This is a genomic window from Bacillus cereus group sp. MYBK79-1 (assembly GCF_051915365.1).
Lineage (GTDB): Bacteria > Bacillota > Bacilli > Bacillales > Bacillaceae_G > Bacillus_A.
This window is the reverse complement of record NZ_JBQAEO010000001.1, coordinates 619,273-633,078: the sequence shown is the minus strand read 5'-3', so window position 1 is coordinate 633,078 and position 13,806 is coordinate 619,273. Positions and strand designations below refer to the sequence as shown.

Genomic DNA, 13,806 nt, shown 5'->3' with positions numbered 1-13,806 from the left:
TGAAATTTGTTCGAAATTGTTGAAAGCACAGGGAATGCTAGTATAATAACAAGGAGAGCGTATTGGAAAGGGAAGAATATAATATGCAAAAAATTAAAATTGTAACAGATTCAACTGCAGATTTATCACAAGAGGTAATTGATAAGTATGGCATTCATGTGCTACCACTATCAATCTCTGTAAATGGACAAACATATTTAGATCGTGTTGATTTACAACCTGATGAATTTATTGAAGAAATGATCAAATCAGAGGAATTACCAAAAACATCACAACCGGCAATGGGTACATTTGTAGAAATGTATGACAAGTTAGGTGAAGATGGAAGTGAAGTACTTTCCATTCATATGACAAGTGGAATGAGTGGTACTGTGGCAACTGCCAATAGTGCTGCATCAATGACCGATACAAAAGTAACAGTTGTTGATTCTCAATTTATTACACATGCTTTAGCATATCAAGTAATAGAAGCTGCGAAAATGGCAAATGAAGGACGCTCACTAGAAGAAATTTTAAAACGTGTAGATGAAGTGAGAAAGAATACTCGTTTATATGTAGTAGTAGATACATTAGAAAACTTAGTGAAGGGTGGGCGTATCGGTAAAGGAAAAGCGTTTATCGGTTCATTGCTTAATATAAAACCAATTGCTAGCCTTGAAGATGGTGTTTATAGCCCTGTAACGAAAGTGCGTAGCCAAGGTCAAATTGTAAAAACATTAGCTAAGTTATTTGAGGAAGATACAGCTGGAAAAGTTGTAAAAGCTGTAGCAATTCCACATGCAAAAGCAATTCCTTTAGCTGAAAATGTAAAAGCGGCTGTTGAAAAAGTAAGTGGATTTGCTCAATCAGAAATTTTCTTTACAACGCCTATTATTAGTACTCATACAGGCCCGGGTGCAATCGGATTTATGTATTTAGCAGAGTAATAAAAAAGCTACTTGAAATATATTTTCAAGTAGCTTTTTTATGTGAATAGAAAGTAAGAAATAAGAAGCGTTATACAGGCACTGCCGCTAATGATATAGCGAGTCTGTAAATATTCATTCATAGAAAACACCCACTGATTAAAGTTTCACTTTATGATTTTCTATAGTATATGTTAGATATAGAAAATAAGTAGTTACGTTATACGTGTAATGTTTCAATTTTTTCATTTACTTGCTTACCGTTTGTTGCACTAGTATAAGTAAAAGTTTGGCCTACAAAGAGTACATGCAGTTGTTCCCACGGTAACATACGTAAATTCCAATTATTTCGAAGCCTTATTACTGCCTCGCGAGGTGTTTCATCAGCGAGGGCAAAAGCTCCGTAATGCATCGGTATAAAGTGTGTAGCGTTTAAATCTAAATAAGCTTGCACTGCCTCTTCAGGTGAAACATGAGATACTTTCATAAACCATTCTGGTTCATAAGCGCCAATTGGCATAAGGGCAATATCAATTGAAAAGCGTTTGCCAATTTCTTTGAAACCTTGGAAGTAACCACTGTCACCACAAAAATAAATGGTTTCTTTCGTTGTTTCATTATTAATAATCCATCCACCCCAGTGAGATGTATTCATATCAAATAATGATCTTCTCGTCCAGTGCTGAGCAGGTACGAAGTGAAAGGAAACATCATTAATGATTGTATTTTCCCACCAATTATATTCTTCTACATGAGTAAATTTTTTGCGAGTAAATAATTTTTTCAGTCCAATAGGTACAAGGTATAAAATATCATCATTTAGCTGGCGAAGCGTTGAAAAATCTAAATGATCATAATGACCGTGCGAAATGAGGACAATATCAATTTTAGGTAGTTCTTGTATTGAAAGACCAGGTTCAGTAAGTCTTGGAACTAATTTTAATTTAGTAGCCCATACTGGATCTGTTAATATATTTAGCCCATTCGTTTGAATAAGAAATGAGGAATGACCAATCCAAGTTACAGTCGTCTTTTCAAAGTTGTTTTGTAGGAATTTACTTTGTTTAACAGGTGATTGTTCTACTAAAAAAGAAAAATCCTTTTTATTTTGTTTTCGTTCTTTTCGCCAACGTATAAAGGAACGAATTGATTTTTTTGTGCTCACATTATCCATGTTTTCATAACGTTTTGTCATGAACATCACCTCATTTAAAATCGTTGTAATTGTATTGTACCGAAATGTTGTTAAGGAATACAGTGTTTAACATGGATGAATGTTTAAGGAATTGTTAAAAAATAGGGGGATGCGTTTACAAAAGTAACAATAAAATTAGTTTTGCACCTTTTATTTAGAGAAATAATAGTAAAAAAATATATTTTGTCTAGTAATTCGCTTGAAATTAAGAAGTAACATACATAAATTCGTACGATTTCGTGAACAAATGTAGTAAACAATTTTCTCGTAGTGTTAACTTTTGTTATGATAAACATAACCTATTTAAATTTAGGATAGAGAAAAGAGGTTTATAAATGAAGCGTTATCAAAAAGTAATTGGTCTTATGGTTGTATTTTGTCTCTTTGTACTTGCTGGATGTAGTGGATCAGGTTCAAAGCTTCGTAAACCATTGAATTGGGATTTAGAAACTTTCCAATTTACAAATCAAGATGGAAAGTCATTTGGTACAAAAGATTTAAAAGGGAAAGTTTGGGTTGCAGATTTTATGTTCACAAATTGCCAAACAGTTTGTCCGCCAATGACTGCTAATATGGCAAAACTGCAAAAGATGGCAAAAGAAGAGAAATTAGACGTTCAGTTTGTTTCGTTTAGTGTAGATCCAGACCTTGATAAGCCTGAGAATCTGAAGGCTTTCATTCAAAAGTTTACAGAGGATACTAGTAACTGGAATTTATTAACGGGTTATTCGTTAGAAGATATTACAAAGTTTTCAAAAGATAATTTCCAATCACTTGTAGATAAACCGGAAAATGGTCAAGTTATGCATGGTACATCATTTTATTTAATTGATCAAAACGGAAAAGTAATGAAAAAGTATAGTGGTATTAGTAATACACCGTACGAAGACATTATACGTGATATGAAGCGATTAGCGGATTAAAAAGAAGGGTGCACAGCACCCTTCTTTTTTTACATTAGTCGATGGATAAAATGTCATGTTGTTGCGGAAGTTTTGGTGCCCGAATTTCTAACACGCCGTTTTGATACGAAGCTTTCGCTGCTTTTTTATTAATTGAGTACGGTAATTTAATCAATCTTGATGCTTCTGAAATGGAACGTTCTCGGCGATAATAGTTATGAGATGTTTCTTCATCTGCTTCTTCTAGTATCTCTTCTTTTACAGAGACCTTTAAGTATTCAGTTTGTATTTCAATTTGAATTTGTTCTTTTTGGATACCCGGCAGTTCAGCTGTAACTACAAGCTCTTCACCAACTTCATATAAATCTACAGGGAATGTTAATAAACGGTTTCCTTTTTGGAAAAAATGATTTAAATCAGCGATTACATTGCGAAGTGGTGTTTGCTCGAAGAAATCATCAATTTGTTTTAAATAATTGCGAACCGGTGGGCGAGAAGAGTCTTTTTTTTCTTCACTCATGGAATTCCCTCCTAGAAATCAATTTGCAATATCATATGACAAAAGCGGAGAAAGGTGATTGCCTAGTTTTCATGTTTTCATAAAAAATTGTTAAAAATGTGAAATGGAGTGATTTTTTTATAGTTTTTGGTCGCCATATTCAATTGATTATGCTAGTATAAATAGGGTTGATATAGTAGTATATAGACAGAATGAAAACTGAAAGAGGGTAAGAAGTATGTGTGGTTTTGTAGGATGTTTATGTGAAAACCCTAGAGAGTTTTCAGAAACAGAAAAACATCAATTTGAAAATATGAACACGATGATTTTCCACCGCGGTCCAGATGACGAAGGATATTTTCGTGATGAACATGTACAATTTGGCTTCCGCCGTTTAAGCATCATTGACTTAGAGGCAGGACATCAGCCGCTAACTTATGAAAATGATCGATATGTAATTATTTTTAATGGTGAAATTTACAACTATGTAGAATTACGTGAAATGTTACTTGAAAAAGGTGCAACGTTTGCAACACAATCTGATACAGAAGTTATCATTGCATTGTATGCACATATGAAAGAAAAATGTGTAGACTATCTTCGTGGTATGTTTGCATTTATGATTTGGGATCGTGAAGAGAAGAAACTTTTCGGTGCACGTGACCACTTCGGTATAAAACCTTTATACATCGCACAACAAGGTGATACTACATTCTTCGCATCTGAGAAGAAAAGTATTATGCATGTGATGGAAGATAAAGGCGTTAATCCAACGTCACTACAGCATTACTTTACGTACCAATATGGTCCAGAGCCAGAAACATTAACAATTGATGTTAATAAAATCGAGCCTGGTCATTATTTCGTAAAAGAAGTCGGTAAAGAGATGGAAATCCATCGCTACTGGAAACCTTATTTCAATGCTTCAAGTGCAACGAAAGAGGAGCATATCCAAGCAATTCGTGATGTGTTATATGATTCAGTAAAAGTGCATATGCGCAGTGATGTACCAGTAGGTTCATTCTTATCTGGTGGTATCGATTCATCTATTATCGCTTCTATCGCAAGAGAAATGAATCCAAACCTATTAACATTCTCTATTGGTTTTGAGCAACGTGGTTTCAGTGAAGTTGATGTTGCCAAAGAAACTGCTGAGAAATTAGGCGTTAAAAACCATAACGTATTCATTTCAGCGAAAGAGTTTATGGATGAGTTCCCAAAAATCATTTGGCATATGGATGATCCTTTAGCAGATCCAGCAGCTGTACCATTGTACTTCGTGGCAAAAGAAGCACGTAAGCATGTAACAGTTGTTCTTTCAGGTGAAGGTGCAGACGAGCTATTTGGTGGTTATAACATTTATCGTGAGCCAAACTCACTAAAAATGTTCTCTTACATTCCTAGCCCAGGTAAGAGCGTTCTAAAAGCATTAAGTGGTGCTCTTAAAGAAGGATTTAAAGGAAAAAGCTTCTTAGAGCGTGGATGTACGCCAATTGAAGAGCGTTACTATGGAAACGCGAAAATCTTCCGTGAAGAAGAGAAAGCTGAATTAATGAAGTATTACGATGAAAGTGTTAACTATATGGATATCACGAAACCATTGTATAACGAAATTAAAGATTATGATGATGTAAGTAAAATGCAGTACATTGACATGTTCACATGGTTACGCGGTGACATTTTATTAAAAGCTGATAAAATGACAATGGCAAACTCATTAGAACTTCGTGTACCGTTCTTAGATAAAGAAGTATTTGATGTTGCATCTAAAATTCCAACTGAATTAAAGATTGCTAACGGAACTACGAAAGCTATTTTACGTGAAGCAGCACGCGGAATTGTTCCAGATCACGTATTAGATCGTAAAAAACTTGGATTCCCAGTACCAATTCGTCACTGGTTAAAAGACGAAATGCATGATTGGGCTATCAATATTATAAACGAGAGTAAAACAGAGCATTTAATCGACAAACAGTACGTATTAAACTTACTGGAAGCACATTGTGCAGATAAAGGCGATTATAGCCGTAAAATTTGGACTGTACTTGCGTTTATGGTATGGCATCAAATTTATGTTGAGCATAAATACGATACGAATAAGTTCCACGAAGAAACGAAACGTGCGTATAGCTTAGTTTAATTAGAAAAACCTTAAGATCGCATATGATCTTAAGGTTTTTTTCATAAATAGAACGAATTATTGATACAATAATAGTAAAAGGATGGACAACATATGATTATGTTTGAAAAAGTAAATGTAGAAAATGAAAACGTTGTTAAAGAAATGTTTCGCTCACATAGTTTAAGTGAGAATCAGGTACAGTATTGTGTGAAAGTTGATGATACATATATTGGTGTAATAGATTATCGTGTTCAAGAGGAGAGTGCGGTTTTATCTCAGTTAATTATTCACTTTGATTATCAAAGTTATGGTTATGGAACAAATACGTATTTTACATTTGAAACGATGATGAAAGAAAGAAATGTGAAAGAGATAAAAGTAATACAAACGGAATTAACGGAACAAGCTAAATCTTTCATAGAGAGCTTTGGTTTTAATGAAGAAGATGGAATATATGTGAAGAAAATATAACGATGCGTAGTTACGCGGGATAAATATAAGGCAGGTGGATATATGACGATGACTTCTGGTCTTGTATTAATTGGAGGGTGTTTTGTAGTAGCAGAGCTAATCCATATGTTCATTCGAAAAAGAATGAATAAGAAGAAAAAGCCGTATGAATTACAATATGCCCCTGTTTTTTTTCTTTTGTTTAGTATGCTTATTACATTACAAAACATAACGAACTTTCCGCCGCTTTTAAATATTTTTGTAAAGTTCGGTTTGCTGTATAGTAGCGCTGGAATAGCTTTTTTATTTCTTTTATTTTGCATACGTTATATTCACTATCAATCGTATATATTTATTTTAAATTGGTTAAAGCAAAATGATAGAAACCGCCTTACATAAGGCGGTTTTTTATTTGTAATTGTAATGGTTTTGTATGTAAAGCTCAAATTTTCATTAGAATTTATTAAAATGATTGGATGATTTAATATATTATCTATTATTAGTACGTGGTACTATATATTCTTAACATATAACGTAAGTAGGTGTATAAATTTGAAATGTTAATCAACTAGTTTATCTTAAGTGCTGACAAATAGTAGAAGGGAATTTTTTAGGAGGTATCGTTTTTGTATGTTTAATATTGATATGTTATTTCTTGAATGGATAACAAGTTTGGAGGGAAGTGTACTGACAACATTTTTTAAACTTGTATCTAGTATTGCAAATGAAACGTTATATTTAATTATTATTTCAATTTTATATTGGTGTGTTTCTAAAAGAAAAGCATTTCATATGATTGTTATGCTTTGTTTCTCTGGTTATATAGGGATAGTGCTAAAAGAATTCATGAAAATACCACGGCCGTATATATACGACGGAATTCAAACTTTATATGAAAAATCCGCCGTAGGCTATTCTTTTCCAAGTACACACGTTCAGTTAGCGACAACATTTTGGAGCTCATTCATGATTTTATGTAAAAAGAGAAGCATTTGGATCATTGGAATTATTTTTATTATATTGGTTGCTACTTCGCGTCTATATTTACGTGTACATTGGCTCAGTGATGTAATAGGTGCCATTTTATTTAGTATCATAGTTATTTATATATATACGAAAGTAATAGTGGGATTAAGTGATAGGAAATTTATATTATTACAAAGAATTGTATTGGCTGTTACACTTATTATGTATTTCATGACAGATCAAATAGATAATCTTAAATTGCTAGGAGTTTTAACAGGTTCTACGATTGGTATACTGTTAGAAAATCATTTCATTAAAATGAATGAAAATAATGATATTAAAATGCAAGTGGTAAAAACATTATTAGGCCTTAGTGTCATGATAATAATGCAGCTTATACTAAAGAAAGTAATACCTGATATGTATTATTTACGTTATGCATTGACTGGAATTACAATTACTTTCTTATGTCCGTTTATTTTTCATATGTTATGGTTTAAAAATATGGATAAAAAATAAGTAATAGTTTGAATAAAAATGAGATCTAAATTATATATATTGAAAAAGTTTTCTGATATATCTATTGACAATGTATGAGATATACATTACTCTTTAAAATGTAAATGATAATCAATTTCAACTAGGAGGACTTATGACACGTACTAAAAATATGCTTATACTTTGCGTTATGTTATTAACGATTATAATCGCAGGGTGCGGTAAAGAAGAGAAGAAAGAAAAAGATACATCAGCTAACGCTAAAGATTCATATACGATAAAACATGCAATGGGCGAAACGACAGTGAATGGTACGCCAAAAAGAGTTGTTGTTTTAACAAATGAGGGTGCTGAGGCACTTTTAACTGTTGGAGTAACGCCAGTTGGAACGACAAAACCACGAGCTGGTGATGAATGGTATCCTCATTTAGCAAAAGAGTTAAAAGATACGAAAGTAGTAGGAACTGAGCGTGACATTAATTTAGAGGCAGTAATGAAGCTTAAGCCGGATTTAATTATTGGAAATAAAATGCGTCACGAAAAAATATATGAGCAGTTAAAAGAAATCGCGCCAACAGTATATGCTGAAACATTGCGCGGTGATTGGAAAGAAAACTTTACGCTTTATACAAAAGCTGTAAATAAAGAAAAAGAAGGACAAAATGCTCTTAATGATTATAAAAAGCGTATTGCAGGAATAAAAGAACAATTAGGTGATAAAATTAACTCTAAAGTTTCCATTATTCGCTTCGTCCCAGGTGATGTTCGTATTTATCAAAAAAATTCATTCTCAGGCGTTGTATTAAATGATATTGGATTTAAACGACCACCACTACAAGATAAAGATGAATTTGCGATAAAAGGAATTACAAAAGAACAAATTCCAAATATGGACGGGGACTATGTATTCTATTTCACATCTGATAAAGATGCGGATAAGAATAATGAAGGAAACACGTTAGCGAAAGAATGGACAGAAGATCCGCTCTTTAAACAGTTACAGGCTTCTAAAGATAATAAAGTATTCCAAGTAGATGAAGTGATTTGGAATACAGCAGGTGGTATTGTAGCTGCAAACCTTATGTTAGATGATATTGAAAAATATTTTCTGAAGTAAAGGAATGGCCCGGTACATCACTTTAAATGGGTGATGTGCTTTTTTATTTGTAAAAATACAGAAAATTCCTTCTTTTGAGTGTTAATAAGTTGTACAATTAAACCAATCATGGAATAAAGGAGTGGGAATAAATGGAAGTTATTCATAAAGATTGGATTTTGTTTAATGGAAGAATTGTAAATACGAAGGAAGAACAGCCGATGATTCCATTAGAGGAGAGAGGCTTTCAATTTGGTGATGGTATATATGAGGTATTCAGACTATATGATGGGAAGCCACATTTATTAGATTTACATTTGGAACGATTCTTTAATTCTATGGAAGAAATAAAACTAATTCCACCTTTTACTAAGGAAGAATTAGTGGAAGAGTTACATGAAATGATTGAAAAAAATCAATTTCAAGAAGATGGGAATGTATATTTGCAAATATCAAGAGGTGCTCAAGCACGTAATCATGTATATGAGTCAAATATGCAACCAACATATTTTGCAAATATTGTTTCGTTTCCAAGGCCAATTGCTGCTATGGAAAGAGGAATAAAAGTTACTGTAGAAGAGGATATACGCTGGAAGTTTTGCCATATAAAATCTTTAAACCTGCTACCTAATATTATGATTAAAAATAAAATAAACGAACAAGGCTATCAAGAAGCGATATTAGTACGAGATGGAATTGTAACGGAAGGGTGTCATTCAAATTTCTTTATGGTGAAAAATAATAAATTGATTACACATCCGGCTGACAATTTCATTCTACACGGCATTACCCGTCATTACGTTATTACATTAGCGAAAGAGTTACATATTGAAGTAGAAGAACGAGAATTTTCACTACAAGAAGTATATGAAGCTGATGAGTGCTTCTTCACAGCGACACCACTTGAAATATTCCCAGTCGTTCAAATAGGTGATGAGCAGTTTGGAACCGGAGAAAGAGGACCGATTACAAAGAAACTTCAAGTTGCATATGAAGAAAGTATTAGTTTGTTTAAAGTTACGAACTAATATTGAAGAAAAAAGCTGGTACTCCTCCAGCTTTTTTTCATGATATAATTCAAGCATAGGACAAGTTTTGAAAACGCTGTAAAAAGGGGATTTAATGTATGAATTATGAAGATTTTAAAGAAGTAATTCACGGTAGACGAAGTGTTAGAAAGTTTACAGAACAAGAAGTAGCCACTAGTGATATAAAAGAAATTATTGATTGTGCTCGTTATGCACCGAGTGATACGAACTCACAAACGTGGGAATTCTTGGTCATTATGAACCGAGAGAAAATTAAAGAAGTTGAGCAAATGACATGGGATGCATTACATAAACTTGCGGCAAAAGCGGCAGAAAACGGAGAAGAGAAAGCAGGGAAATTACTTACACGTTCTTTCGGACCATATGCAACAGCTTTCTCCGAGGCGCCAGTATTAATCGTATGTTTGGCAACACCATATGAATCAAAGTTTCGCGAAAAGATATTTGATCCAATCGCTTTTGTACCAGATTCAGTTTGGGAAGAAGAAGGAATTAAGAGTAGCTGTTTAGCGGCACAAAACTTAATGTTGGCTGCACATGCGAAGGGGCTTGGTACTTGTCCAATGACAGGACCGGTATTGTTAGCTCAAGATGAACTACGACAATATTTACAAATTGAGCCTGAAAAACAAATAAATATGGTTATTTCACTTGGTTTTCCGAAAGATAAGCCGAAGAAACTTCCAAGAAAAGAAGTAGATGAGATTACAACATTTGTTTTTTAAAGCCGGAAATAAAAAGACATTGAATGAACAATGTCTTTTTATTTTGGAAAGGTATGTAATTCATTTGTTGGGCTAAAATGATAGATAAGAGGGAATTACTATTTATTTCATAAAAAAAATTAATGTTCTATTAAGGAAAGTATGATACATTAATCGTGAGCAATATTCTATTTGTTCATGAAAGTGTTGAAAATAGTCTTAAAATTTAAAAGTTATTTTTGTATAATAAATTATAATGAAATGACAGGGGGGATGAATTTTGAAAAAATTCATAATCACTGGATTGTCTGTATTGTTATTAGCCGGTTGCGGTACTCCACAAGAAAAAGAGGATGCGCAATCAAAGCAGGAAGAACGAGTTGTAAACGCAAGTAATGAGAATATAGTTGTATTTCCTGAAGGTGCAGTGCCAGTGGGTGAAGGAAAAGTAAAAGTTATTACACCGGATGGTACTTCTGAAAATGGCAATATACCAACTGTATTCATCAAAAAGGATACTTTAATTCAACATGTTGAATTAGAGCTTTCTAATTTTCAAAATGATAAAGAAACATTTATATTTGTAGATCAATTGTATGCAGATAAACATCAAGTAACTAGTACAACACAGACAACAGTACAATTAAAAGAAAAGACGCTTGAGACAGGTAGTCATACGATTACTGCAGTTCAGTATGAAAACAATGATCCAAAAGGAAAGGTTATTAGTTTAAATCAAGCAACATTCGAAACAAAACCTGCGTCATAAGAAGAATAAAAAGTACATTACTCAAAAAGTAGTGTGCTTTTTTGTTTATACTAGAGGATGTAATAGTGAATAACTTGTTTCGTTTTCTAATACGATTAAGTAGGAAGAAATCACTTGTTTCTACTATGGCAGAGAAAGAGGCTGAAGATGTGAGTTGGTGTATTCGTATCGTCTTGATTATTTTAACGATGTCAGTCATTTGGTTTACGATCCAAGAGGTGACTCAAATTACGCTTGACTATCAAATTCACGACTTGCTAATAGGAGCTATTTGTTTTACCATTGTTTATCTATTATATGATAAACTCGGATTAAGGTAAGTTTTACATGAAAAATATAGGTATTTCATTTGAAATGTCGAATAGTACATACGATGTCGTAATAACAAATTTTCTATTGTTTACTGTGAAACAGAAGAAGGGGAGATAGTAGTTATGAAACGAGCGCTTATTAATATTGATTATACATATGATTTTGTAGCTGAAAAAGGTGCTTTAACATGCGGGAAACCAGGACAAGAAATTGAGAAGGAAATTGTCCATATAACGAAGCAATATATTGAAAATGGAGATTACGTAGTCTTTGCGATTGATAAACATGAAGAAAACGATGTATATCATCCAGAATCAAAGTTATTCCCGCCTCATAACATAGCTGGTACAAATGGAAGAGATTTGTTTGGTGAGTTACAAGAGGTATACGAAACATATAAAAATGCTGAGAATGTATATTACATGGATAAAACACGATATAGTGCATTTGCTGGAACAGACTTAGAGATGAAGTTAAGAGAAAGAGGAATAGAAGAAGTTCATCTTGTAGGTGTTTGTACTGATATTTGTGTTCTTCATACAGCAGTAGACGCTTATAATAAAGGATTTAAAATTGTTGTTTTTGAAAAGGCGGTTGCATCTTTTAATGCGAAAGGACATGAATTTGCACTTGGACATTTTAAGTCATGCTTACATGCAGAAGTCAAGTGAAAAAAGAGGCCTTTAAAAAGGTCTCTTTTACATTTAAATTGAGACGAGGTTTCGCTCAATTAGTTTTTTTATGAACGGACTAATATTTTCGGGTAACGCATTTAAATCAAAAAACTGTACATGTAATGATTCAAACCCATCAGCTTTTAATGTGCCGCCTGTAATGTCATTGCAAAGATATGCGATTGTGATAGGATAAAATTCATCTCCGTTCGGTAATTTCACAAAAAATTCTTTTCCGGAAAATACGCTTATTAATTGTAAGGTTCCTATTTCAATCCCTGTTTCTTCAAGCACTTCTCGTCTTCCGGCTTCTTCTGTTGATTCACCAAGTTCAACAAATCCACCAGGGACACCCCAAATACCACTTCGCCTTTGTTGTAGTAATATTTGTCCTTGTTCATTGAAAACAGCTACAGCAACGCCAGCTAAATTGAGTGGTCTTGATCCGATAACTTCTCTTAGCTCTTCGATATATCCCATTGTTAGTAACCTCCGAGAGTCAAAATGTTTTTAAATGAACTATTCGGCGTTGTGTTAATATTTCCCTTTTTGTATAGGGAAGTGTTGCGATTTTAAAAAAACTTTATTTAATAAAATTTCAATTGTCAGCTCCCCTTAGGTGATGAAAAAGGGTATATTTATAGAAGAATGTGTAACAAGTTTTAAGGAAATCAAAAATTAAACAATAAACGAGTTTTTTATGAAATTTTCATTAGTTAAGGAAGTGGATGGATGAGTGTATTAACGTATACTGAAGAATTTTTTAATTATGTAAGAGAGTTTTTACTTTTAAGATTTTTACTATTTGCTTTAGTTTTAATCATTATCTCTTTTGTAATCAACCGCATTATTGATTGGTTTTTTAGGAAATCAAGCTTTTTTGATGAAGAGGTAGAGCAAACAATTCAAAGTGTGATTCGATCTATTTTTAGATATATCATTATCATCAGTCTAATCATTTATTTAATTAGTCAATTTGTAGATATAAAAAGTATTATTGCAGGTGCAGGGATAGCGGGAGTTGTTATCGGTTTTGCTGCACAACAGATGTTAAAAGATGTTATATTAGGCTTTGCACGATTAGCGGACAAAGAGTTTCGTGTTGGCGATTTTGTTACTTTTAACGGAACAAACTCAGGAACAATTGAGGAAATTAGTATTCGTTTTATGCAAATTCGTGAATGGTCAGGAAAACTTCTTACGATACCACACGGAGAGATTAGAACGATACAAAATTTTAATAAAGGGTGGATGCGCGTAATTGAACGGATTACAGTAAGTTATCAGGAGGATCCTACAAGAGTTAAGGAATTGTTAGAAGAAGTTTGTGTTAATTGTAATGAAAAATTGGCCCCTAGTCTTTATAAAGTAGAAGATGAGGCTGTTGAACCGTTTAAATATGTTGGTGTTACAGATTTAAATCCGAATCTTAAATACGTTGGATATGAATTTTGTATTACAGGTTTAATAAAGCCAGAAGATTATTTTGAAACTTCTAGACAAGTAAGGTTTGAATTAATGTCTATGTTCCATAAGAATCAAGTGCAAATGCCAGCAGCAAATATGGTCGTTACTACTGAAAGCTTGCAGCATTCCCATAGTGGACAATCTTTATCGGACAGCTAAAGTAGAACAGTTTGTTAACAAAAATTTTGCTTCTAACAT

General features: G+C 33.1%; 16 protein-coding genes. 13 read left to right on the top strand and 3 right to left on the bottom strand.

The features are described 5' to 3' along the window. The first annotated feature begins 83 nt into the window (after window positions 1–83). Window positions 84–926, top strand: coding sequence for a DegV family protein (locus tag ACTFOB_RS03280; protein ID WP_440024472.1), 843 nt, complete (start codon window positions 84–86; stop codon window positions 924–926). Window positions 927–1,125: 199 nt separating this feature from the next. Here ACTFOB_RS03280 and ACTFOB_RS03275 read toward each other — a convergent pair whose 3' ends face one another. Then, window positions 1,126–2,100 carry an MBL fold metallo-hydrolase gene (locus tag ACTFOB_RS03275; RefSeq protein WP_440024470.1) on the bottom strand — a complete coding sequence of 325 codons (975 nt, stop codon included), beginning with the start codon at window positions 2,098–2,100 and terminating at the stop codon, window positions 1,126–1,128. Window positions 2,101–2,435: 335 nt separating this feature from the next. Here ACTFOB_RS03275 and ACTFOB_RS03270 point away from each other — a divergent pair, with 335 nt between their 5' ends. Next, window positions 2,436–3,023: an SCO family protein gene (locus ACTFOB_RS03270; RefSeq protein WP_440024468.1), complete on the top strand. Its 588-nt coding sequence runs from the start codon at window positions 2,436–2,438 to the stop codon at window positions 3,021–3,023. Between the two features lie 34 nt (window positions 3,024–3,057). Here the strand turns inward: ACTFOB_RS03270 and ACTFOB_RS03265 are convergent, their stop codons facing one another. Then, window positions 3,058–3,522 carry an Hsp20/alpha crystallin family protein gene (locus tag ACTFOB_RS03265; protein ID WP_001288089.1) on the bottom strand — a complete coding sequence of 155 codons (465 nt, stop codon included), beginning with the start codon at window positions 3,520–3,522 and terminating at the stop codon, window positions 3,058–3,060. Window positions 3,523–3,739: 217 nt separating this feature from the next. Here ACTFOB_RS03265 and asnB point away from each other — a divergent pair, with 217 nt between their 5' ends. The 10 genes from asnB (at window position 3,740) to ACTFOB_RS03215 (ending at window position 12,138) form a co-directional block, all read left to right on the top strand. Beyond that, the gene (gene asnB, locus ACTFOB_RS03260; RefSeq protein ID WP_151630568.1) at window positions 3,740–5,641 is read left to right on the top strand and encodes an asparagine synthase (glutamine-hydrolyzing); all 1,902 of its coding nucleotides are present in this window, start codon (window positions 3,740–3,742) and stop codon (window positions 5,639–5,641) included. 93 nt (window positions 5,642–5,734) lie between these two features. Next, window positions 5,735–6,094: a GNAT family N-acetyltransferase gene (locus ACTFOB_RS03255; RefSeq protein ID WP_151630567.1), complete on the top strand. Its 360-nt coding sequence runs from the start codon at window positions 5,735–5,737 to the stop codon at window positions 6,092–6,094. 48 nt (window positions 6,095–6,142) lie between these two features. Then, window positions 6,143–6,472 carry a hypothetical protein gene (locus ACTFOB_RS03250; protein WP_440024795.1) on the top strand — a complete coding sequence of 110 codons (330 nt, stop codon included), beginning with the start codon at window positions 6,143–6,145 and terminating at the stop codon, window positions 6,470–6,472. A 231-nt stretch (window positions 6,473–6,703) separates the two neighbouring features. Further along, on the top strand, window positions 6,704–7,558 hold the full coding sequence (locus ACTFOB_RS03245) for a phosphatase PAP2 family protein (protein ID WP_440024466.1): 855 nt from the start codon (window positions 6,704–6,706) through the stop codon (window positions 7,556–7,558). 133 nt (window positions 7,559–7,691) lie between these two features. After that, entirely contained in the window at window positions 7,692–8,654 is a 963-nt protein-coding gene (locus tag ACTFOB_RS03240) for an ABC transporter substrate-binding protein (RefSeq protein ID WP_440024465.1), read from the top strand. A 131-nt stretch (window positions 8,655–8,785) separates the two neighbouring features. Continuing rightward, window positions 8,786–9,661, top strand: a complete 876-nt coding sequence (gene dat, locus ACTFOB_RS03235) for a D-amino-acid transaminase (protein ID WP_440024464.1) — start codon at window positions 8,786–8,788, stop codon at window positions 9,659–9,661. A gap of 98 nt (window positions 9,662–9,759) precedes the next feature. Next, on the top strand, window positions 9,760–10,407 hold the full coding sequence (locus ACTFOB_RS03230; RefSeq protein ID WP_440024462.1) for a nitroreductase family protein: 648 nt from the start codon (window positions 9,760–9,762) through the stop codon (window positions 10,405–10,407). Window positions 10,408–10,666: 259 nt separating this feature from the next. Further along, window positions 10,667–11,155, top strand: a complete 489-nt coding sequence (locus ACTFOB_RS03225) for a hypothetical protein (RefSeq protein WP_151630563.1) — start codon at window positions 10,667–10,669, stop codon at window positions 11,153–11,155. 65 nt (window positions 11,156–11,220) lie between these two features. After that, a complete protein-coding gene (locus tag ACTFOB_RS03220) occupies window positions 11,221–11,475 on the top strand; it encodes a hypothetical protein (RefSeq protein WP_440024460.1) in 255 nt (84 codons plus the stop codon). Between the two features lie 114 nt (window positions 11,476–11,589). Further along, window positions 11,590–12,138, top strand: coding sequence for a cysteine hydrolase family protein (locus ACTFOB_RS03215; protein ID WP_440024459.1), 549 nt, complete (start codon window positions 11,590–11,592; stop codon window positions 12,136–12,138). Between the two features lie 33 nt (window positions 12,139–12,171). Here the strand turns inward: ACTFOB_RS03215 and ACTFOB_RS03210 are convergent, their stop codons facing one another. Further along, window positions 12,172–12,621 carry an NUDIX hydrolase gene (locus tag ACTFOB_RS03210; protein ID WP_440024457.1) on the bottom strand — a complete coding sequence of 150 codons (450 nt, stop codon included), beginning with the start codon at window positions 12,619–12,621 and terminating at the stop codon, window positions 12,172–12,174. 252 nt (window positions 12,622–12,873) lie between these two features. Here ACTFOB_RS03210 and ACTFOB_RS03205 point away from each other — a divergent pair, with 252 nt between their 5' ends. Then, entirely contained in the window at window positions 12,874–13,767 is an 894-nt protein-coding gene (locus ACTFOB_RS03205; protein ID WP_151630559.1) for a mechanosensitive ion channel family protein, read from the top strand. The last annotated feature ends 39 nt before the right edge of the window (window positions 13,768–13,806 follow it).